Raw genomic sequence first — 22442 nt, 5'->3', positions numbered from 1 at the left:
ATAGTGCCAAAGCACTGTTGTAGGGAGAACGATTGAGCGCGGAGCATCTGATCGGCTGTCATGACTGCGGCTGCCTGTACCACAGGGAGCCGTTGAACTCGTGCGAGCGCGCGCGCTGCACGCGCTGCCGCCACGAGCTATACCGCTGGCATGCCGGTAGCCCGCTGCGCCGCGCCGACTCGCTGGTCGCGCTGACCCTGGGCGCGGTGCTGGTCTATCTGCTGGCCCAGAGCTTCCCGATTGTCACGCTGGAACTGGGCGGCATCGTCACCGGCGCAACCTTGCTGCAGGCGGTGGGCGTGTTGTGGAACGAGGGGATGCAGGTGGTCGCCGCGATGGTGCTGTTGTGCGCGGTCATCTTCCCCGGCCTGGAACTGGCTTCGCTGCTGTACGTCGCCATCGGCTTGCGCCGGGGCCGGCGGGTTCCCGGTTTCAACCTGCTGCTGCGCGTGGTGCAGGGCGCGCGCCATTGGGCGATGACCGAGGTGCTCATGATCGGCATCCTGATCACCGTCATCAAGATGACCAGCATGGCGCGGGTCGTGCCGCACCCCGGGTTGTTCGCCTTCGGCGTGCTGACCATCCTGTGCGCGCTTGTGATGCGCCATGAACCAAAGGCGCTGTGGGAGCTGGCCGACCGCCTGGCGCCGCGGCCGGTGGCCGAACCGACGCCACAGGCGGTGGCCCACGCGCCGGACACCTTGCTCGCTTGCGGCGCCTGTGGCCTGGTCAACGGCCATCCCTGGCACCGGGGGCGCGACGGCGCCGCCCATTGCCGCCGCTGCGGCGCCGCGCTGCACCGGCGGATCCCCAACAGCATCGGCTGGACCTGGGTGATGCTGGCCGCGGCCACGCTGCTCTATGTTCCGGCCAATATTCTGCCTGTGATGTATACCCGCATGATCGGCGGCGGCACCGAGGGCGACACCATCATGAGCGGCGTGCTGCTGTTCTGGAATACCGGCTCGCCGGGCCTGGCGATCATCATTTTCATCGCCAGCGTGGTGGTGCCGGTCTCGAAGCTGGTCGCGCTGGCCTGGCTCAACGCGACCGCCCAGCTGCGCTCGCGCACGGCGCCGCTGGCGCGCACCCGCGCCTACCGTGTCGTGGAATTCGTCGGCCGCTGGTCGATGCTCGACATCTTCGTGGTCGCGCTGACCGTGGCGCTGGTGCGCTTCGATGCGCTGGCGACGATTACCGCCGGTCCCGGCGCGATCGCCTTCGGCTGCGTGGTGATCGTGACCATGGTCGCCTCGCACCAGTTCGACCCGCGCCTGATCTGGGACCCTATCGAATCGAATGGAGAAAAACATGCCTGAACAAGACGGCGCAGGAACGCCGCAGCGACCGCCGGCCCTGGGGCCTTCCTCGCCCGACGTGGACCGCCCGAGCCGCTGGCTGCCGTCGCTGATCTGGCTGATCCCGCTGTTGGCGGCCATCATCGGCGCCTGGCAGGTGGTGCACTGGATGACCAACACGGGCCCGACGGTGTACGTCTATTTCGCCACCGGCGAAGGGCTGGAAGCCGGCACCACCCGGGTCAAGTACAAGGACGTCGACATCGGCCGCGTGGTATCGGTGACCCTGGCCGACGATGGCAACCGCGTCGTGGCCAAGATCGAGATGGCCAAGGAAGCCGGCCGCTTCACCGCCGACGATTCGCGGTTCTGGGTGGTGCGCCCGCAAATCGGCGCCAGCGGCGTGTCGGGACTGAACACCCTGCTGTCCGGTCCCTATATCGGCGCCGCGCCCGGCACGTCGGAAGAGACCAGCAATGCCTTCACCGGCCTGGAGACGGCGCCGGCGATCCCGATCGGCCTGAAGGGCCGCGAATACCTGCTGCACGCCGACACACTGGGCTCGGTGGCCCCCGGCTCGCCCGTGTATTTCCGGCGCGTGCGCGTGGGCCAGGTGGCCAAGGTCGAGCTGGACAAGGCCGGCCAGGGGATCGACATGTCGGTGTTCGTCGAGGAGCCGTACATCGGCTTCGTCGGCCTTGACACGCGCTGGTACCACGCCAGCGGCGTCGACCTGCGGCTGGACGCCAGTGGCCTGAAACTGAACACGCAATCGCTGGCCGCCCTGGCCACCGGCGGCATCGCCTTCGAGTCGACCGACGGCAAGAAACCCGCCGCACCGGCCCCGGCGGGCAGCCGTTACCGGCTGGCGGAAGACCGCGCCGCGGCCCTGCGTCCGCCGGACGGCCCGGCCACCACCGCCCTGGTGTACTTCGACCAGTCGCTGCGCGGCCTGGCGCCAGGCGCGCCGGTCGACTTTCGCGGCGTGGCGCTGGGCGAGGTGCGCAGCGTCGGCATCGAATGGGACCGCGAGCGGCGCCGCTTCAATATGCCGGTCGTGATCGATATGTACCCGGGCCGCCTGGGCCAGGACTTCATGAACGCCCTGAACCAGGGCCGCGACGGCGAGGAGATGATGGGCATGATGGTGGGCCGCGGCCTGCGCGCCCAGCTGCGCAACGGGAACATCCTCACCGGCCAGCTGTACGTCGCGCTCGACTTCTTCCCCAACGCGCGCAAGGCGACCTTGGGCAAGCAGGGCGAGCTGGCCGTGCTGCCGACCGTGCCGGGCCAGCTCGACGAGCTGCAAAGCCAGGTGGCGCGCATCGCCAATAAACTCGACAAGGTGCCGTTCGACGAGATCGGCGCCAACCTGAACCGCACGCTGGCGCAGGCGAATGCGACTCTTGCTCGCCTCGAGGGCCAGGTGCTGCCGGAGATGACCGCGACCCTGACCGCGGCGAAAGGCACCTTCGCGCGCGCCGAGAACCTGCTGGCGCAAGACTCGCCGCTGCAATCGGACCTGCGCCAGGCCTTGCAGGAAGTGTCGGACACCATGGCCAAGCTGAACGCGCTGGCCGACTACCTCGAACGCAATCCGCAGTCGATCATCCGCGGCAAACCCCAGGAGAAGAAGTGATGACGTCGTCCCCCATTTCGCGCCGCCTGGCCGTCGCCCTGCTTGGCGCCGTGCTTGCCGGCTGCGGCAGCACGCCAGTCGACCGCTTCTATACCTTGAGCGGCGGTCCGGCGACGGTCGTGCCGACCATCGCCGCCGCTGCGCCGCTGTACTTCGAGATGCGTCCGGTGACGCTGCCGGGCCAGTTGCGCAGACCGCAGATCGTGGTGAATGCAGCCGGCGGCCGGATCGACCTGGAAGAACACCACCGCTGGGCCGGACCGCTGGCCGAAGAAATCGGCAGCAGCCTGTCGCTGGGCATTGCGGCCCAGCTGGGCGCGGTGGACGTCTACCGCAGCGCGGCGCCGAAAGACAGCACGGTGTACCGGGTTGGCGCCGACGTCCAGCGCTTCGAGTCGCAGCCGGGCAGCTATGCGCTGATCGATGCCGTCTGGAGCGTGCGCCGGCTCGATGGCGGCGAGGTGCAGACTTGCCGCAGCGTGTTCCAGGAGCCGGTAGGAGGGGGCCACGACGCCCTGGTGGCGGGCCACCGGGCGGCGCTGGCCAAGTTGTCGGCCACGATCGCGCAGGCGGTGCGCGGCCAGGCCGACGGACGGGCGCCGGCCTGTCCGGCCGGCTGAGGCATCAAGGGATCAGGCGCTCGGCGCGCAGCCGCGCGAACAGGTCGAAGAACGACGCATCGGTGGCCTGGTAGGCGGTGAAGCCCAGACGGCGGCTGTTGGCCATGTCGGTCATCACCTCGAGCGGACGGCCGAGGTCGAGGTCGGTATGCCAGGCCGAGGCCAGCCGATCGAGGTCGGCTTCGACCAGGCCATGGCGCGCGGCGATCTCGCGCCATACGGCGTGGTCGTTCGCCATCGCCGCCTCGAGCGGCCGCACCGTGCCGTCGAAGCCGGCTGCCGGCACGCCGAAGAACCCGGCCAGTTTCGGCCACAGCCAGCTCCAGCGGAACACGTCGCCATTGACGATATTGAAGGCCTCGTTGCGTGCGGCGTCGGTGTCCGCCGCCCATACCAGCTGCCTGGCCAGCATGCGGGCATCGGTGACGTCCGACAGGCCGTTCCACTGCGCGCCCGATCCGGGGAACTGGAACGGGCGTCCCGTTTCCTTGCAGATGGTCGCGTAGACGGCCAGCGTGGTGCCCAGGTTCATGGCGTTGCCGACCGCCAGGCCGATCACCGTGTGCGGACGGTGGATGGTCCAGGTGAAGCGATCGCGCGCGGCGGCGGCATAGACTTCGTCTTCTTGCGCATAATAGAAGTTCTCGAGCGGCAGGCGCGGCTGGCTTTCGCGCAGCGGGGTGTCGGGCAGCGTGCCCGAGCTGGCGTAGGCTTCGAATGGGCCGAGATAGTGTTTGAGGCCGGTGACCAGCGCGACGTGGCGCAAGCTGTTCTTCGGCGCCAGCGCGTCGAGCAGGTTGCGCACCAGGGCGGCATTGACGCGGATGTTCTCGGCCTCGGTGTCCTGGCGCATCCAGGTGGTGATGAAGACGTGGGTCGGGTCGATGTCGGCCAGCGCGGCGTTCAATGCGGCGGGGTCGAGCAGGTCGGCGGCGACGTGGCGCACGGCGGGCAAGTCTTGCGGCGCGCGGCGCGACAGGCCGATGACGTCCCAGCCCTGGGCCAGCAGTTCGCGCGCGACGTGGTTGCCGCCGATGCCGGTGACGCCGACGACTAGTGCGGTTCGTTTCATGTTTTTTCTCCCGATGTGACAATTGACCCCCATTCTACCGGGAGGGCGAAATCGTCGTGCACGCCAACGCAAACGGGGCGCCGCATCGCTGCGGCGCCCCGTTCATGTCAGCGCTTCAGGACATCAGAAGCGGTAGCGCAAGGTCAGCGTGGTATTGCGCGGTGCGCCGTAGGTGATCTGGTTGAAGCCGGCGAACATCGCGAAATGGGTCCTGTCGGTCGCGTTGCTGACGTTTAGCTGGGCCGACAGCTGCTTGGTGAAGTCGTAGCGGGCCATCAGGTTGACCAGGGCGAACGAACCCTGCTCGATGCGGGGGTCGACGCCAGCGCCTACGGCGGTGTCTACCGTATACGAGCTGCCTTCCCAGTTGACGCCGCCGCCGACGGTCAGCTTGCTCCATGCGCCTGGCAGGCGATAGGTGGCGAAGGCGCGCAGCGTCTTGCGTGGATAGATCGAGTTGAAGTCGACGCCATTGGCTTCCTTGGCGCGGAAGATCGAGTAACCGATGCTGGCGTTCAGTCCCGACATGATTTCACCCGAGACGTCCAGCTCGATGCCCTTGCTGGTGGCGCCATCGGCTGGACGATAGTAGTCTTCAAGGCCCTGCGGGCCGCTGCCGTCGCGGTCAATCTGGCCGGCGACCTGGGCCAGGTTGTCCTGCTTGAGGTGGAACACCGCCAGCGAAGCGTTCACGCGGCGGTCGAAGAACTCGCCCTTGATACCGGCCTCGCTGGCCTTGCCTTCGATCGGGTCGAGGATGGTATTGGCCAGGCCGCGCCGGTTCTGCGGCTCGAAGATGCTGGTATGGCTGGCGTACAGCGAGTAGGTGTCGTTCAGGTCGAACACCAGGCCGGCGTACGGCGTGACCTCGCTGGAATGCTTGATCGCGTACGGGGCCTCCCACGCGCCGCCGCCATCCCTTTCATACTTGGTCACGCGCGCGCCGACGATCGCCTTGAGCTGGTCGGTGAGAGAGAAGCGCGCCATGCCGTACAGGCCCTGCTGGGTCGTTTCGCTGTCCTGGTAGCGAGCTTCCGCTCCCCACGTCGGGGTCGGGTAGCTGGCCGGGTTCCAGTTGTTGAAGTCGCCGATCGGCGGCGCGTCACCTGCGGGCAGGCCCGGGAACTGGACGGAACGGTTGTTCGCGTAGAAGTCGGTCTTGGCATGCAGGTAGCCGACCGCCGCCTGGTGTTCGCGGCCGAACGCGGTGAACGGGCCACTGGCGTGGATGCCGAAGTCCTTCTGCTTGGTCTGGATCACGTAGGAACCGGGGGACGGGGCGAGGCCCAGTCCAGTCACGCGGTCGGGCACCCCATACTGGTACAGCAGGCGCGAGTCGCCGTCGCGGGTGGCGTCGGTATAGGTGAAGCGCAGGTTCCAGCCGTTGGCGAAGCGGTGCTCGTAGTCGGCGAAGAAGTTGTCGTACTGGTTGTCGAAACCGGTCCATGGCGTGCCGGAGGTACGCGAACGGTCTTCCGGGATGACCGAGCCGTCGGTGTAGCGGTAGGGCAGGCCGCCCCACATCGGGCCGCGCGGGCTCATCTTCTGGCGGCTGAAGCCGGCGGAGAGGGTGCCGTCGCGGCCGATGTCGGCTTCGACCGTCGCGTAGAAGGTGCGGTCCTTGTTTTCGAGGTGCTGGACCCAGCTGTCGCCCTCGCCGTATTCGCCGACGAAGCGGCCGCGGATGCTGCCCGATTCATTCAGCGGGGTCGAGACGTCGGCCATGACGTGGCGCTTGTCCCAGCGGCCGACGGTGGCTTCGATGCGTCCGCCCAGTTTCTTGCTGAAGGCGCGCTTGCGCACCAGGTTCAGCGCGGCCGATGGGGTGCCGGCGCCGGTCATCAGGCCAGTCGCGCCGCGCACCACTTCGACGCGGTCGTACAGGGCCAGGCTGCCCAGCACTTCGCCGGCGCTCCAGGCTGCGTTCCAGGTGGTCGGGATATTGTCGATCTGCAGATTGGTGACTTCGAAGCCGCGCGCGGTGAAGGCGCCGCGGTGGGTTTCGTACTGGTTGACCGAGACGCCGGTGACGTTGTTGACGACATCGGTGATGGTCTGCAGGCCCTGGTCTTCGATGCGCTGCTGGGTGATCACCGAGACCGACTGCGGGGTGTCGCGCAGCGACATGTCGAGCGGGGTCGCGGTGCGGGTGCGGCCGATGGTGTACGAACCGACGTCGTCGGCCAGCTTCTGGGCCTGGACCTGCACCTGCGGCATCGCCGTGGTGCCGGCGGCGGTGTTGCTCTCGGTAGACTGCGCCTGGGCGGCGAACGGGAGCGCGAGGCTCACACAGACCGTCAGGGTCTTCAAGTTACGGCGTCCGTTGGCGCTGACCTGCTTTTCCATCTTTTTTCCTGTTTTTAACGATGAGTGGGCGGCGGACAGGTCCCGAAGAACGCGCGTCAGCCTATGACAGTTGAATAACAACTTGGAATGATAACTATTCTCATCTAATTATGTCAATGTGTGGTGATGATGATTCTGCCTTTTGCGGGGGATTGTGCAACAGGGTGGATAGTATTGGCAGCAAACCGGGCTGTTTCCGATGCGTCGACATCGCTAATCTGTCGTCTTCCCAACAAGGCATCCAGAAAGGACCGCAATGGACAAGGCAGAATTTTTCATCACCCCGGGTTATGGCGAGTTGCTCAACCAGCGGCTGGGCTATTCGCAGGCCGTCAAGGTCGGCAACCGCGTCGAGATCTCGGGCCAGGGCGGCTGGACCGATGATTTGCAGTTCCCCGACAAACTGGTGGACGAGATCGAACTGGCCTTCAAGAATGTGGAGCGGGTGCTGGCGGCAGCCGGCGCCACCTGGGAGCATGTGATCGAAGTGATGTCCTATCACGTCGGTGGTTTCCCACCCGAGACCAACGAGACCTTCGCCCGGCTGTTCCGGCAATACATGCCGAATCGCGGACCGATCTGGACCGAGGTTGGCGTGGCCGCGCTTGGCGATCCGCATATGCGGGTCGAGATTCGCGTGACCGCGATCATCGAGTAGGCGGCAGGGCCGCGCCTAATCGCGGAAGGTGTCGATCAGCCAGTCGACGAATACCGTCAAGCGTGCATTCTGATGGCGGTTCGGCGGATACAGGATGTGAAAGGGCATGAGTGGCCGGTTCCAGTCCTGGAGGATCGGCACCAGCTCGCCGGCGTCCACCGCGGGTTGCACCATCCTCCTGAAATGCTGGCCGATGCCCATTCCGGCGAGCATCAGCGCCAGCACCCCATTGCCGTCATTGGTCGACAGCGCGCCCGATTCGATTTCCAGGCGCTCGCCGGCGCGTTCGAAGACCAGGGGATTGGGCTTCGTGGTCGCGGCAAAGAAGTATCCCAGGCAGACGTGCCGATCGAGGTCGCCCGGAGCGAGCGGCGTCCCGGCGCGGGCCAGGTAGGCTGGCGAGGCGAAGGTGCCGTAGCACAGGTCGACCAGCTTGCGGCCAACCATCGACATGGCTTGCACTTCGCCGGCCCGGATCACGCAATCGACGCCTTCGCCGACGATGTCGGCCGGGCGGTCGCTGATGCCCAGCGCAAGCGTGATGTCGGGGTACTCCCGGTGGAAGGTGGGTAGCGCGGGAATCAGCAGCGTGGTCGCGAACGAGGCCGGGGCGTCGATCCGCAAATGACCGCGCGGCTTGCGCTTCTGGCCGCGCATGGCGTGGTCCATGGCGTCGAGCTCGGCCAGGATGCGGGTGGATTGCTGGTAGTACTCGACGCCTTCGGCCGTGGCGGAAATCGTGCGCGTGGTGCGATGCATCAGCTTGTTGCCAAGGTGGGCTTCCAGATCGCCGATCAGCTTGCTGACCGTGGAGCGGGGCAGGCCCAGCTGGTCGGATGCCCGGCTGAATGATCCGGTGTCGATCACGCGGACGAAGGCGCGCATGGCCAGGAGCTGGTTCATGCTTGGGCGATCGAGACGTGGACATTCATGGACCACTATTATCCACAAAACTGGATAATAGTGGCTATTTCCATCAAGCTAACGGCGGCGTGGACGGCTCGCCGTCCACGCGTTCAATCCTCAACCGCTTCGCCTGGCGAACGAGGATCAAGCCACTTCCTTCTTGTTCGCCTCGGTAATGGTCCAATAATAAATCGTACGGCCATCCACCTCGACCGTCTTCTCGGCCGGCCATTCCGAGCCCATGTCGAAGGCATGCGACACCACACGCGTGCCAACCTTCAACTGCTTCCACAATTGCGGACGCAGCTTGGCATTAATCGTCGGTAGCAGGTAGAGGGTCACGACGGTCGCGCTCGAGAAATCGGTCTTGAACAGGTCGCCGACGCGGAACTGGGCGCGGTCGGACACGCCGGCCTTCTTGGCGTTTTCCTTGGCTTCGGCGATGCGGGTCGGATCGATGTCGATGCCGGTGCCGCGCGCGCCGCGTTCCTTGGCGGCGGTGACGACGATGCGGCCGTCGCCGCAGCCCAGGTCGAACAGCGTGTCGTTCTTGCCGACCTTGGCCAGGTCGAGCATCTTGTCGACCACTTCCTGCGGGGTCGGAACGTAGGGCACGTCAAGGCGGGGCGTTTCCTTGGCGGCCTGGGCCAGTGCGCGGCCGAACGGGAACATCATCAGGCCGGTGGCAGCGGCGGTGGACAGCAGCAGGGTACGACGGCGAGGTTGCAGGTTCATCAGCACAGCTCCTTGATCAGGTAGGGACTTGGGGGTAAGAACTCTCATGGAAATTATTGATCGCTCTTCGAGCGCAGCAACAACAACAGCACGACGCCGATGGCCAGCACGCCGACGCCGATCCAGGCCGCGTTCAGGCCGCCGAGCTGCTGGCTGTACACGTACGACAGGCTGGACCACAGCATATAGGCGCAGCTGGCGCAGAACAGCAGCGGCAGCACGGGATACAGCGGCACCTTGAACGGCCGCGGCGCGTTGGGCTCGCGCCGGCGCAGCACGAACAGCGAGATGCCGGTGAGCAAGAAGAACAGCCAGAACACGGGCGCCGTGAACTCGACCATCGCCTTGAAGCCGCCGCCCAGCGCGGCGCCGGTCGCGACCAGGGCCAGGGCGGCCACGCATTGCACCGTCATGGCGACGGTCGGGGTGCCGCGTTCGCCGTCCCATGCGGCCAGGCGGTCGAGTTTCTTCCAGTCGAGACCCATGGCGTAGCTGGTGCGGGCGCCGACGATCATGGTGGCGTTGATCGAGGTGAGGGCGGAAATCGCCACCAGCACCGAGATGATCTTCTCGCCGGCCGGGCCGAAGGCGACTTTCATGACGTCGGCCGCCACGGCTTCGGAGGCGGACATGCCTTCCATGCCCAGCACTTTCCAGTAGGCCCAGGTCACCATCAGGTAGAGCACGGTGATGATGACGATGCCCATCGTGAGGGCCTTGACCATGTCGCGCGGCCCGCCGCGCATCTCGGCGCTGATGTAGGCGGCCTCGTTCCAGCCGCCATAGGTGAGCAGGACGAAGACCATCGCCATGCCGAGGGCGGCGGTGGCTGGGCCGCCGGCCGCCGTGGTGGTGGCCGCCGCGGCGGGCGCCGGCGCCGGATCGGTGAACAGCGCCGCGGCGCCGACGATCAGGAGCAGGCCGAGGATTTCGGCAACCGTCAGGAAGGTCTGGGTGCCGGTGCCGGTGCGGATGCCGCGCAGGTTGAGCGCGGACAGGCCGACGATCACCGCGACCGCGTACACCGTGCTGCCCCAGCCGGCCGGCAGCATGGTGAGCGGGATGGCCTGCTGCATGTAGTCGCCGAAGACGAAGCCGAGCAGCGCGATCGAGCCGGTGGTGATCACGGAGAAGCGCGCCCAGCCGAACAGGAAGGCGACCGAGCGGCCGAAGGCGCGGTGCAGGTAATGGTAGTCGCCGCCGGCATGGGGATACGAGGTGGTCAGCTCGGCATAGCACAGGGCGCCGATCAGCGAGATGAGGCCACCCATGGTCCACAGGGTGAACATGGCGGTGGCGTCGCCGCTCATGCTGGCCACGAGGGATGGGGCCTTGAAGATGCCGGCGCCGATGACGACGCCGACGATGACGGCGACGGCTTCGCGCAGGCCGATGGTCGGCCGGGGGCGGGTGTCGTGAGGCGCTGAGATGGTACGTTCCGCTTCTATTGCATCCATGTCGTGGTCAAGTAGGCACGAAGCCGGCCACCGGGAGCCGGTCATGCGTGGTTGCACATGGGGGAACGTATGAATACACTGTCGCTCACCCGCTTTTCGGAACTGGATGTTATCCAGACTGTAGAGCAGGCGGCGCGCGATTGAGGTGTCAGATTGATAAATACAGGCCGTTGCCCGTGCAGGCAGGCGAGCCGGGAACGGCGCGGCGCCGCGCTCCTGGACGGCGCCGGAAGGCGTCAATCCGCCACTGGCGCAAGCGCGGCTCCAGGCGCGGGTGCACCGAGCCACCCGAAGATGGCCGGCCAGATTGCCGCGTGGGCACTGCGGCCGACCAGCACGCCGACGTGCTGCAGGTTGACGCCGACGTCGCCGCGGTATTCGATCACCTGCTTGCGCTCGCTGCTGGTCGCGTCATGGAAGGGCAGTACCGCTTGCGGGGGAATCACCTTGCTGCGGAAATCGACTACGCTGATGAGCGGTGCGCGCAGGTCGCGCGGGCCGATCGTCCGCCCGCCGATGTCGAGCTTGCCCTGCATGAACTGGTCGTTGCGGTACAGCGATTCGACGATCTCGGTAAACAGCCGGCCGGGCAGCGGGAATTCGTCGTGGGTCCAGCGCTCGACCCGCATATGGGTCGCCAGCGCCATGGGGTCGAGCAGCGACAGCCAGCGGTCGGCGATCCGCTCCCATTGGAAGGCCTGCGGCTCGGCCATGGCGCTCATCATGTTGAGATACACGCCCGGCACGTGGCGGAATGCCTCGGCGATGCCGCGGGCGTGCGGGGTGGCGTTGACCAGCGGCGAGAAGCAACAGCTGGCCTGCTCGAAATGCAGCGGGGACTCGAGCAGGATGGTGGCCGTCACGCGCTCGGGATGCATGCAACTGTAGATCGCGGCCAGGATGCCGCCCAGCGAATGGCCGACGATCGTCAACCGGTCTTGCCCGCTGTCTTGCTCGATCGCGCGCTGGCAAGTGGACAGCAGGCGGTCGCCGTAGTCGTCGAGGCCGACGTCAGGGTCGCCGTCGGGCATCGGTAGCCATTCGGCCAGGTAGACCCGATAGCCGCGCTCGCTCCAGCGCTGCACCACACTGATGTCGGGCGCCAGGTCCCAGATGTAGGCGCGCTTGATCGGCGCCGGCACCAGCAGGACCGCCGGGCCGCCGCTGGGGGCGTCCTGATAGCGGCGCAGGCCCAGGCCGGGTTGTTCCAGGATTACCGTCGACGGTGTTTGTTGCGGCCCGTAGCCGGCCCGCTCGAGCAGTTTGCCGCGCGCCTGGCGGCTGCGGTCCATTTGCTTGAGGGCTTGCGTTGCGATGCCCCCGAAGGCCCCGAAGGTGTTCCAGTTGCTGGCGTACATGGATGGCGACCTCGTCGAATTGCGATCACGAGACTCTACGCCAACTGCCGCCAGGCGCCAACCGTGCACGATTCGATTCGCAAGCGCGTTTGCGTCAGCTTAAACCTAGCGCGATAAGAAATAGCGCGACAGAACTTATCCGTGCTTACAGGTATTTAACCCAGGCTTTGCCACTCTCGCGCTTGTAGCGCCCGAAGCGCTTCGTCGGCCAGTACAGCAGCACGGCCAGCACGACGGCGCCCAGCCATACCTGCCACACATGGTCGACGTCGGCGCGCGGCACGTCGAGCACTGCGGCCGCGATTCGCTGCGCGCCCAGCAGCAGGTACAGGTGCAGGATGTAGAAGAACATTGGCGCACCGCCGAACACCGCCGCCACCCGCATCCAGCCCGCATCGATCTTTTCGATCCCGGCCAGCACCAGGAGCCCGACGCCCAGGGTCAGCATCAGGAAGTCGAGCGATGGCGGGTACTTGGTAAAGTTCAGCCACGACATGGCACTGCGCAGCAATTGATCCTGCGGCGCCCAGGGCAGCGTTTCGCCATAGATATTCCAGGTGCGCAGCACCAGCAACAGGGCCAGGCTGGCGACGCCACCGATGACGAGCCAGCGCTGTCGCAACGATGGCGCTGTCGTGCGCGCATACAGCGGGCCGCAGGCATAGCCGAGCAGGATCACGCCGATCCAGGCCAGCAACGGATAGCTGATGCGGACCCGCACGGGATCTTCCAGCAGGTAGCCGCGTTGTTCGAGGACCGTCCATGCCGTCGCCGCCCAGGATCCCGGTTCGAAGTGGAGGCCCGACAGCGCATTATGTCCGCCGACGATCGCGACGCCGATCGCCGCCAGCAGCGGCAAGGGCAAGCGGTGCAGCAGGGCCAGCGCCAGCATCGACAGGCCGATGGCCCAGATCACCTGCAGGTACACGGTATGCGGCGTGAAGCTGCCGGTCCAGGCGAAGTTGATCACCACGATTTCGAGCAGGATCAGGAAGGCGCCGCGCTTGGCGAGAAAGCCGGTGGCGCTGCGCGGGCCGGTCGCCGGGTTGGCGTACAACCAGGCCGACAGACCGGTCAGGAACACGAACATCGGCGCGCAGAAATGGGCGGCCAGGCGCGAGAAGAAGAGGCCGGGGTCGGTGGTCGTCGCGTCCATCGGATCGCCGACCTGGTGCTGCAGGAAGAACGTCTCGCGGACGTGGTCCACGGTCATCAGGAGCATGACGATGCCGCGGGCCACGTCGATGGAGGCGATGCGCTTGCTCGCGCCTTGGGCTGGAATGGGTGCTGCGTTGTGCTTCATGTGTCTTGTTCGAGGTGCGGCGCGCAGGTGTACGCGGTCGTCGTCTTTGCATCGTGGTCAAGGCCGGGGATTGTACTGGATTCGGCGTGACATGGAACAGCCCGTGCCGGGCGAATGACCGGCGCCTCTGGCATACTCGACCCATGCATAACGACCGATAAGGCAGGGTATTTACCGATGAAACCAGATATTCTCGTGTTGGGCAGCATGTGGTCGCAAGAGATGCGAGACCAGTTGCGGCAATCCTTCGCGTGCCATTTTATGGATGCGATTCCCGGCGCTGGCGACGCTTCCCTGGAAACGATCGCCGGAGGCATCCGCGCCGTGCTGACGACGGGCATGATCGGTGTGACGCCCGAACTGGTAGCCAGCCTGCCGGCGCTCGAGATCGTGTCGGTCAACGGCGTCGGCGTCGATGCGGTGCCGCTGGCGCTGCTGGCCGATAAAGGCATCCATGTCACCAATACCCCCGACGTGCTCACCGACGACGTGGCCGATTTCGCCGTGACCCTGCTGCTGTCGACCGTGCGCCGCCTGCCGCTGCTGGACCGCTACGTACGCGACGGCAAATGGCCGGCCAGGGCGCCGCTGACCCATGCGCGCAGCCTGAAGGGCAAGGTGGCGGGCATCGTGGGCTTTGGCCGCATCGGGCAGGCGGTGGCGCAGCGCCTGCAGGGCTTCGGGATGGAGGTCCGCTATTTCCAGCGCAGCGCAGGCCCGGCGCCCGAACAGCGCAGCAGTTCGCTGCTGGCGCTGGCCGAGGAAAGCGATATGCTGGTGCTGTGCATGCCGGGCGGCGCCGACACCCGGCACATGATCGACGCCCGGTTACTCGAAGCGCTCGGGCCGGAAGGCACGCTGGTGAATATCGCGCGCGGCTCGGTGGTCGACCAGGACGCTCTGGTCGCGGCCCTGCGCGACGGCCGGCTTGGCGCGGCCGGACTGGACGTGTTCGAGGACGAACCGAATGTGCCGCAAGCGCTGTTCGGGCTCGATAACGTGGTGCTCACGCCCCACGTGGGCAGCTTCACGGTGGAAGCGCGGCGTGCGATGGGCAGGCTGGCCGTGGCCAACCTGGTGGCCCACTTCAATGGCGAGCCCTTGCCGACGCCCGTCGTTTAATCGAGATGTTCGTGGTGGTCGGCCACGCCTTGCTTCCAGTAGGCCGAGATCCGGCCGGCCTGGCGCGGCAAGCCCTTGTCGACCAGTAGCTGGCGCACCTGTGCCATCAGCGCGGCTTCGCCGCCGCCCCAGGCCAGGCCCGCGCCGCTGTGCAGCGGCAGGTCTTTCAGCACCTGCAACAACGCTTCGTTCGAGGCTACCCAGTGGATGTCGGCATTGGCCTGGGTGGCGAACTCGCGGCGATCGGCCGCATCCACCAGCAGCACCACCTGGGCACGGGCGGCCGGCGGCAGTTCTTCCAGGCGGCGGGTCACGGCCGGCAGGGCGCTGGCGTCGCCGATCAGCAGGTGCCAGTCCATCGCCAGAGGCAGGATCATCGAGCCGCGCGGACCGCCGATGATGGCATTCGAGCCGACCTGCGCCTTGCGCGCCCACTCGGCCGCCCCGCCGTGGCCGTGCAGGGCGAACTCGATGTCGACCTCGCAGGCTTGGCGGTCGAAGCGGCGTGGCGTATAGTCGCGCCGAACCTGCTGGCCATCGGGGCCGTCGAACATGAACTTGACGTGGTCGTCGAACGACAGCGAGGTGAAATCCGAGAGTGCGGCACCCTTGAAAGTGATGCTGGCGAAGCCGGGGCTGAGCTGTTCGATGCGCGCGACTTCGACCTCGCGCATCTTGAGGTCGTGGCGAACGCGCTCGATCGCCGGAATCGGGGAGGGAATGTGGGATTCGGACATGCTACACTCCAGAATTAGTTGATAGTATCCACCATTATGCGAAAAGAAGTTGATAGAGTCAACCAAAACCATGGCAATCGTGCCGACGATCCCCTGGAGACGATGCACGCGATCGTGCATCTCTACCGTTCACGGCAGCTGCGCGGCTTGCGCGGCGGCCCGCATGAGCTGGCGCATATGGAGATGAAGGCGCTGGGATATTTTGCACGTCATCCTGGCGCCACGCAGAGCGATCTGGTGGCGCATTCGGGCAGGGACAAGGCCCAGGTGGCACGCTTGATCCGCGCGCTGCGCGAGGGGCAGTTGCTGGAGGCGACTGCCGATGAGCAGGATCGGCGCAGCACGCGGCTGTCGCTCAGTGCGGCGGGAGAAGAAATATTCGCGGGTCTGCACCGCCAGAGCGGCGCCCTGGGCCAGGTCGCCCTGGCCGGCCTGTCCGGCGACGAACAGGCGCAGCTTGGGGGCTTGCTGGCACGGGTGCGCGCCAACCTGGAACAGGCGCGGGAGGACTAGCCGCCCGCCCAGGTCGGGCTTATTCCACCCAGCCGAAGCCGTCGCGCGCCAGCAGCGCGAACGACTCCGCCGGGCCCCACGAGCCGGCCGCATACGCATGCGGCTTTTCGTTCAGGGTTTCCCAGCCATTGATGATCGGCTCGACCCATTCCCAGGCCGCTTCGAGTTCATCGCGGCGCATGAAGTGGGTCAGGCGGCCGCGCACGACGTCGATCAAGAGGCGTTCATAGGCTTCGGCGCGGCGCTGCTGGAAGGCCGATTGCAGGTCGAGGTTCAGGGCGACCTGCTGCATCTGCATGCCGCTGCCGGGCTGCTTGGCAAAGAGCTGCAGCTTGATCGCTTCTTCGGGCTGCAATTCGATCACCAGGCGATTGGCGACGCCGCCCGGGGTCTCCGGGAACAGCGGGAATGGCGGATTGGCGAATTCGATCACGATCTTCGACGAGCGGCGCTGCATGCGCTTGCCGGTGCGCAGGTAGAACGGCACCTTGGACCAGCGCCAGGTGTCGATATGCGCGCGCAGGGCGACGAAGGTCTCGGTGTGGCTGTCGGCCGGCACGTTGCTCTCCTCGTGGTAGCCCTTGACTTCTTGGTTACCGCTGACGCCACGGCTGTACTGCCCACGCACCGTGTCGCGCGCGATATCGGCCAGCGTCATGCGGCGCAGCGAGCGGATTACTTTCAGTTTTTCGTCGCGCACCGCATCCGGCGACAGCGAGGTCGGCGGCTCCATGGCGACGATGCACAGCAGTTGCATCAGGTGGTTCTGCACCATGTCGCGCATCGCGCCGGCGCTGTCATAGAAACCGGCGCGGCTGCCCACGCCCACTTCTTCTGCCACCGTGATCTGCACGCTCGCGATGTTCGGTGCGCGCCACAGCGGTTCCAGGATCGAGTTCCCGAAGCGCAGCACCATCAGGTTCTGCACCGTCTCTTTACCCAGGTAGTGATCGATGCGGTAGATCTGCGATTCGGCGAAGTGCTTGCCGACCGCCTCGTTGATCTCGACGGCCGAGGCGAGGTCGCGGCCCAGCGGTTTTTCGAGGACCACGCGCGCATTGGCGTCGACCAGGCCGGTCGCGGCCAGCCTGTCGCAGATGGTGGTGAACAGCGACGGCGCGGTGGCGAGGTAGAAGACGCGCTGGGCGCCTTCGCGCGAGGCGTCCTTCAGCGTGTCGAAGACCGGGGCCGCCGAGACGTCCAGGCGCACATAGACGAGCAGGTCGAGGAAGCCGGCCCAGCTCTTCTCGTTGAAATTGGCGGCGCTGATGAAGGAGCGCGAGTGTTCCTCGACGAAGGCCAGGTAGGCGGCGCGATCGTAGTCCTGGCGGCCGGTCGACAGGATGCGGGTCGATGCTGGCAGGTTACCGTGCAGGAAGGCCATGTACAGCGCCGGCAGCAGCTTGCGCATGGCAAGGTCGCCCATGCCGCCGAAGATGGTCATGTCGAGGGGAAGGCCGTTGTCTTGCTCTTTCGCGTGCTCGTTCGAGGTGCTCATGTCTCTTTCGCTATCAGGTTGTATAGATCGCTTGCGTCGTGCGCTCGCCTGGTTGGTCTTTGATTGTAGCCTACATGAAGCGGATCGATTGGCAAAAGCGGCAAGATTGCCACGGTCCGCGTACGGACGAAAAAAAGCCCGCGCAAGGCGCGGGCTCGAAGCCACGAGGAGAGGGGCGGGTCAGAACTTGTAGCGCAGGCCGAACAGGTACTCCCGGCCGGTCACATTGTTCACCACGACGCTGTCGCGCTGGCGGCTGATGAACTGGTCGTTTTCCTCGTTGGTCAGGTTGACGCCTTCGAGCGTGAACTCGAGGTTCTCGTTGACCTTGTACGACAGCGACAGGTCGACGTTGAACGTTTCGTTCTTGCCCTCGACGTCGTTGTTGTTCTGGCCCGGCACGCGGGTCACGAAGCCCGAACGCTTGGCGCCCGAGATACGCGCGCTGAACTTGCCGTCGTCATAGAAGAAGGTGGCGTTCCACGACTTCGGTGACAGGTTCAGCAGGTCGTCGGTGATCGTGGCGCCGCCGGTTGGCGACACCAGGTACTCGATCTTCGACGACACCTTGGTGTAGTTCAGCAGGGTGCCGAAGTTCTTGCCCCAGCCCGGCAGGAAGGTGAACGGCTGCTGGTAGCTCAGCTCGAAGCCCTTCAGCTTGCCGCCATCGGTATTGACCGGCAGGGTCTGCTGGAAGACTTCCTCACCCGTGAAGTTCGCCGGCAGCAGCGACATCGGCAAGCCAGAATCCCTGAACGCCACATTGGTGCGCAGGCTCTGGATATAGGTGTCGATGTTCTTCTGGAACAGGCCCAGGCCGACGAAGGCCTTGTTGGCGAAGTAGTACTCGAAGCTGCTGTCGAAGGTCTTGGCGCGGAACGGTTTCAGGAACGGGTTGCCCGAGTTGATCGACAGGTTGCCGGTGGTGGCGATGCTGCCGCCCGGCGACAGGAAGCCCAGCTGCGGACGGGTCATCACCTTGGCCGCGCCGAAGCGCACGATGAACTCGTCGGTCACGTTGGCGGTCAGGTTGAACGATGGCAGGGTGTCGGTGTAGTCGTGGTTCACCTTGACCGCGGTGCCGCCGCCGGCCGCCTGGTAGCCGATGGTCTCGAGGTCGGTCTTCACGTAGCGCACGCCGACGTTGCCGCGCACCGGAATATTCCACAGGTCGTGGCGGAACTCGCCCATCAGGTAGACGCCGTCGCTCTTCTCGGTCACCGAACGGTTGTTGCCGCGCGCATTGCCGTTCTCGATCGACGACAGGGTGAAGTCGCCCGGGCCGCCCGCAGGACCGCTCTTGATGCAGTTGCAGTAGATGTCGTAGGCGGCGGCGATGGCCTGCAGGTTCGGCATTACCCAGCCGGTCGCATTCCCGGCCGGCATGCCGAGCTGGCTGCCGAAACCGGTCATGTTCGAGGTAAGGCCGGTGGCGCCGCTTGGGGGCGCGAAGATCGTGTCGTTCTGGTTCACGCGGCGGAACTCGTAGGTCTCCGACGTGTATTTCTTGCTGTTGACGCCGCCCTTGAAGGTCAGGCTGTCGCTCGCTTCCCAGGCCAGGTCGAACTGGGCGACGTTGTTGACGTTGTCGGTGCCCTGCGGACGGATGCGGATCTCGCTGGTCGTGGTGTTCGGTACCGTGGTCGGCTGAGTGCCGCCGGCGACCTGCGGCACGCCGATCAGGCCCAGCGGGCCGCCGTTGACGTCGAATGGATACGTGATCAAAGGGCGGCGGCTGTCGCCACGGAAGTCGATGCTGTAGCCGTCCACGTTCAGGGCGTCGAGCGTGACCGTGGTCTGGATCGGGTTGCGGAACTTGGATTCGGCGCGGCCATACTTGGCGCTCATGCTCCAGGTGTCGGAGAGCTTGTGTTCCAGGGTCAGCGTCGGCTGGGTGAAGGTGGTTTTCAGTTCGTCGAAACGCTGCTCGGAACGGATGTCCACGTTGTTGTAGCGGCCGTACAGCAGCGAGCCGTTCGGGGCGTACTCGGCTTCCAGCACGCCGACCTGCGGCTTGCCGCCCTGGCTGGCGCTGCGGCTGAACGAGGTCGCCTGCAAGAAGTCCTCCTGGCGGGTGGCGTCCAGCTTCGAGTACAGCATGTCGAAGGTCAGCAAGGTGCCGCGTTGCGGGCGCCATTGCACCGAACCGGTCAGGCCCAGGCGGTCCTGGTCGTGGGTCAGGCGGCCATAGCGCGGCAGGCGCGGATGGAAGTTGTTCGGATCGCTGGCATTGTTATAGGCGGCGATGTTTTCCGGCGTGCCGGGCAGGCGCTCGGCGCCTTGGGCGGCCGGGCCGCAGGTGGTCGCGGTCGAATTGGCCGGGTTGGCGGCCATGCCTTGCGGGGCGCACCAGCCGCCCGACGATGGGCCGTTATCCCAGCGCACCGTGCTGAAACCGTCTTCCAGCACGCGGCGTTTGGAGTAGGCGCCCGAGATCAGCACGCCGACCTTGCGGTCGAAGAAGGTGTTCGAGACCATGAAGGCGGCGCGCGGATCGGTTTTTTCCGAGCCGTCGTTGTACTTGCCCTTCAGCGCGACCGTCGCGTTGAAGCCGCGCAGGTCGAACGGGCGCAGGGTCTGCAGGTCGACGGTGGCGCCGAGCGAACCCTCGTCGACGTCGGCCGAGGAGCTCTTGCGCACCGTGAGGGCGGAAAACAGCTCCGAGGCGAACACATTGAAGTCGAAGCCGCGGCCGCGGTTGGTGCCGCCCGAGCTGTCGGTGCCGCCGGTGGTGGCCAGGCCCTCGATGCCGTTGATGCGCACGCGGGTAAAGTCCTGGCCCAGGCCGCGCACCGTGATGCTGCGGCCTTCGCCGGCGTCACGGTCGATCACCACGCCCGGCACGCGCTGCAGCGATTCGGCCAGGTTCGTGTCGGGGAACTTGCCCATGTCTTCGGACTTGATGACGTCGACGATGCCGTTGTCCTGGCGCTTGGCGTTCAGTGCGCTTTCGAGCGAGGCACGCAGGCCGGTCACGACCACGGTCTGGGCGTTGACGGTGTCGCCGCCAGTCGGCGTGGCCGCTACTTCCTGGGCAAACGCCGGGCCGAGCGAGAGGGCCGACACCGAGGCGGTGCCGAGCAGGCAAAGGGTAAGTTTGCGCAGGACTGCGCGGTGGGGAATGTGGTTCATCTTGTCTCCATGCGTTTTTGATCCGGTGGACTATGAACATGTCCGCCGCCGCTACTTTGTGATTATTTGGTCAGACCAGTGGTCAGGCCAGTTGTTGAATTCTATGTCAACTTTTATGTTTTTGGTCAGACCAATTAAAAAATATTTTTAAACTGGCCTGACCTGTTATCAGTCAGGTCTTTGTCGACAAGACCTGCTTGTAGCGTTTTCCGCCGATGGTGACGTTATCGAGCGTGATGTCGACCGCGTTGTGAATGAACCACGGTTGCGTCGTGTTGGCTGGCGTGCCGAAATCTGAATCGCTGATGCGAATGCGCGCGATCGGCGGGATTGGGGTACCCGGCTTGCCGTTGAAGCTCGATGCGACGGGCCCCAGCAGCATGAAAGCCTGGTAGCACGAGAAACTGCCCTTGCCGGTATCCACATTGCTGGCCCGGACATTGCGGATATCGATGTCCGATACCTGCGGCGGCCGGATGCGCATGGTGTCGTCGCCGGGCACGTAGTCGCAGTCGATGGTGACGATGGCGCCTGCGCTCGAGGCCACCGGCACCTTGATCTCGTGCGCACCGGGCAGCGGCTTGTACAGCATCGGTTCGACCGACACGCCGTGGGGCAGGGTGACGTCGCGCACGTACAGGTGGCGCAGGAAGCCACCCCGGTTCATATTGGTCTTGAGCCGGATCGCCGTGTTCAGCGGATCGTCCTTCCAGTGGATGTTGCGGAACTCGAGCTTCTCGGCGAAGACATACTCGATACCGCCGGCCATCTCGCTGCCCAGGGTCACGCCGCCATGGCCGCTGTTCATCACGCAGTTCTGGATCACGATATTGCGCGTGGGCCCGTGCCGGGTATCGAGGTTCTTGCCGGCCTTGATCGCGATGCAGTCGTCGCCATTGTTGAACAGGCAGTCGTCCACCAGCACGCCGTCGCACGCCTCCGGATCGAAGCCGTCGCTGTTCGGTCCCAGGCTTTCCATATTGACGCGCCGGATCAGGAGGTCGCGGCAGTTGACCGGATGGTGCAGCCAGAACGGCGCCGCATTCACCTGGTAGCCCTGCAGCAGCACCTTGTCGCAGCCGATCAGTTCGATCATGCAGGGCCGCAGGTAGTGGCCGTGGCCGAATACGCGCCGCTCCACTGGCACGCCGGCTTCCGACAGCGCCGGCAGGTAACGCGAATCGGTCTGCCAGCGGTCGCCCTCGCCCTGGATGCTCGCCTGGCGCCGCGCATCGATGCCGGGGACGACCTGGTCGAGCGGCGGGTTGTGCGGATTGGCATGGACCTCGGTGCGCCTGCGTACCGGCTTGCCGCGGCCCTTCCAGTCCCACCAGCATTCCGGCCCGTCGGCGAAGCCCGGCTCGAACGGCACGCCGCCCTGGCCGTTGAGGATGCTGGTCCAGTCTTCGCCGGTGAGGGCGATATTGGTCTGGTCGATCGCGTACACCATCGGCGAGTAGTTCAGGCAGTCGTTGCCCTGCCAGCGCGACAGCACCAGCTTGCCGTTCTTGCCGCAATCGTGGTCGCCATGGCGCGCGTAGTGGGCCGGATTGGCGGCGAAGTGCACGCGGGCGCCGGCGGCCAGGTGCACGTGCACGTTCGAGCGCAGCACGATCGGGCCGGCGCAATACCATTCGCCCTTGGGGATCACGACCCGGCCGCCGCCCTTGGCATGGCAGGACGCAATCGCCGCGGCGATCGCCGGATAGCAGTCCGGGGAGCCCGGCGCCGGCGTGTCGAGGGTGCCCTCGACCAGCGATTCGGTCTGGCCCTTCACTTTCACCAGCGTGCATGGCCTGGCGCCGTGGGCGGTGATCGGAAAGTCCTCGTCGCGGAACGTCAGGGGCGTGGCGAAACGGGCGACGATGGCTGCGGCGCGCTGCCATGGGTCGCCCACCTTCGCAGTCGCGACGGCGGCACCGCCGGCGGTTGCCAGGGCGCCGGCCTGGCCTGCGGCCGCTGCGCTCTTGACCCCACCCAGCATCAGCGACGCGGCTGGGACCGTGCGCAGCAGGGCGCGGCGTTTTGCTTGAAAATTCATCGGCATC

Annotated in this window: 17 protein-coding genes; 6 read left to right on the top strand and 11 right to left on the bottom strand. The window is 66.0% G+C overall.

All coding sequences use genetic code 11. From position 1 onward, the window contains the following. The first annotated feature begins 32 nt into the window (after positions 1–32). Genes E8M83_RS14325 through E8M83_RS14315 form a run of 3 tightly spaced genes read left to right on the top strand, consistent with a single transcriptional unit; the run spans position 33 to position 3557 of the window. The gene (locus E8M83_RS14325; protein WP_137174022.1) at positions 33–1319 is read left to right on the top strand and encodes a paraquat-inducible protein A; all 1287 of its coding nucleotides are present in this window, start codon (positions 33–35) and stop codon (positions 1317–1319) included. Beyond that, positions 1312–2937 carry an intermembrane transport protein PqiB gene (locus E8M83_RS14320; RefSeq protein WP_137174021.1) on the top strand — a complete coding sequence of 542 codons (1626 nt, stop codon included), beginning with the start codon at positions 1312–1314 and terminating at the stop codon, positions 2935–2937. Before E8M83_RS14325 ends, E8M83_RS14320 begins: the two co-directional genes overlap by 8 nt. Then, entirely contained in the window at positions 2937–3557 is a 621-nt protein-coding gene (locus E8M83_RS14315; protein ID WP_137174020.1) for a membrane integrity-associated transporter subunit PqiC, read from the top strand. Before E8M83_RS14320 ends, E8M83_RS14315 begins: the two co-directional genes overlap by 1 nt. Positions 3558–3561: 4 nt before the next feature. Here E8M83_RS14315 and E8M83_RS14310 read toward each other — a convergent pair whose 3' ends face one another. Both E8M83_RS14310 and E8M83_RS14305 read right to left on the bottom strand, forming a co-directional pair. Further along, entirely contained in the window at positions 3562–4629 is a 1068-nt protein-coding gene (locus tag E8M83_RS14310; protein ID WP_137174019.1) for an SDR family oxidoreductase, read from the bottom strand. Between the two features lie 123 nt (positions 4630–4752). Next, positions 4753–6975, bottom strand: a complete 2223-nt coding sequence (locus tag E8M83_RS14305) for a TonB-dependent siderophore receptor (RefSeq protein ID WP_137174018.1) — start codon at positions 6973–6975, stop codon at positions 4753–4755. A gap of 256 nt (positions 6976–7231) precedes the next feature. On the opposite strand from E8M83_RS14305, the gene E8M83_RS14300 reads away from it, so the two are divergent. After that, a complete protein-coding gene (locus E8M83_RS14300) occupies positions 7232–7633 on the top strand; it encodes a RidA family protein (RefSeq protein WP_137174017.1) in 402 nt (133 codons plus the stop codon). Positions 7634–7648: 15 nt separating this feature from the next. Here the strand turns inward: E8M83_RS14300 and E8M83_RS14295 are convergent, their stop codons facing one another. From E8M83_RS14295 to E8M83_RS14275, 5 genes are all read right to left on the bottom strand, one after another. Further along, on the bottom strand, positions 7649–8536 hold the full coding sequence (locus E8M83_RS14295; RefSeq protein ID WP_137174016.1) for a LysR family transcriptional regulator: 888 nt from the start codon (positions 8534–8536) through the stop codon (positions 7649–7651). Between the two features lie 147 nt (positions 8537–8683). Continuing rightward, entirely contained in the window at positions 8684–9274 is a 591-nt protein-coding gene (locus tag E8M83_RS14290) for a class I SAM-dependent methyltransferase (protein WP_137174015.1), read from the bottom strand. Between the two features lie 53 nt (positions 9275–9327). Further along, complete coding sequence (locus E8M83_RS14285) at positions 9328–10731, bottom strand: APC family permease (RefSeq protein ID WP_170976809.1); 1404 nt, start codon at positions 10729–10731, stop codon at positions 9328–9330. A 236-nt stretch (positions 10732–10967) separates the two neighbouring features. Further along, positions 10968–12089 carry an alpha/beta fold hydrolase gene (locus E8M83_RS14280; RefSeq protein ID WP_137174013.1) on the bottom strand — a complete coding sequence of 374 codons (1122 nt, stop codon included), beginning with the start codon at positions 12087–12089 and terminating at the stop codon, positions 10968–10970. Positions 12090–12234: 145 nt separating this feature from the next. Then, positions 12235–13392, bottom strand: a complete 1158-nt coding sequence (locus tag E8M83_RS14275) for a DUF1624 domain-containing protein (RefSeq protein WP_170976808.1) — start codon at positions 13390–13392, stop codon at positions 12235–12237. A gap of 177 nt (positions 13393–13569) precedes the next feature. On the opposite strand from E8M83_RS14275, the gene E8M83_RS14270 reads away from it, so the two are divergent. Beyond that, positions 13570–14514 carry a 2-hydroxyacid dehydrogenase gene (locus E8M83_RS14270; RefSeq protein ID WP_137174012.1) on the top strand — a complete coding sequence of 315 codons (945 nt, stop codon included), beginning with the start codon at positions 13570–13572 and terminating at the stop codon, positions 14512–14514. On the opposite strand, the gene E8M83_RS14265 is transcribed toward E8M83_RS14270, so the two are convergent. Continuing rightward, positions 14511–15251 carry a siderophore-interacting protein gene (locus E8M83_RS14265; protein ID WP_137174011.1) on the bottom strand — a complete coding sequence of 247 codons (741 nt, stop codon included), beginning with the start codon at positions 15249–15251 and terminating at the stop codon, positions 14511–14513. The two genes, E8M83_RS14270 and E8M83_RS14265, sit on opposite strands and share 4 nt — an antisense overlap. A gap of 114 nt (positions 15252–15365) precedes the next feature. On the opposite strand from E8M83_RS14265, the gene E8M83_RS14260 reads away from it, so the two are divergent. Beyond that, positions 15366–15764: a MarR family winged helix-turn-helix transcriptional regulator gene (locus E8M83_RS14260; protein ID WP_229491531.1), complete on the top strand. Its 399-nt coding sequence runs from the start codon at positions 15366–15368 to the stop codon at positions 15762–15764. A 19-nt stretch (positions 15765–15783) separates the two neighbouring features. Here the strand turns inward: E8M83_RS14260 and zwf are convergent, their stop codons facing one another. From zwf to E8M83_RS14245, 3 genes are all read right to left on the bottom strand, one after another. Next, on the bottom strand, positions 15784–17262 hold the full coding sequence (zwf, locus tag E8M83_RS14255; protein ID WP_137174010.1) for a glucose-6-phosphate dehydrogenase: 1479 nt from the start codon (positions 17260–17262) through the stop codon (positions 15784–15786). Between the two features lie 180 nt (positions 17263–17442). Further along, entirely contained in the window at positions 17443–20394 is a 2952-nt protein-coding gene (locus tag E8M83_RS14250) for a TonB-dependent receptor (RefSeq protein WP_137174009.1), read from the bottom strand. A gap of 172 nt (positions 20395–20566) precedes the next feature. After that, entirely contained in the window at positions 20567–22435 is a 1869-nt protein-coding gene (locus E8M83_RS14245) for a glycoside hydrolase family 28 protein (protein ID WP_137174008.1), read from the bottom strand. Positions 22436–22442 lie beyond the last annotated feature (7 nt).

Origin of the sequence: Massilia sp. HP4 (genome assembly GCF_005222695.1) — a bacterium.
Lineage (GTDB): Bacteria > Pseudomonadota > Gammaproteobacteria > Burkholderiales > Burkholderiaceae_D > Telluria.
This window is presented reverse-complemented; position numbering and strand designations above follow the sequence as displayed.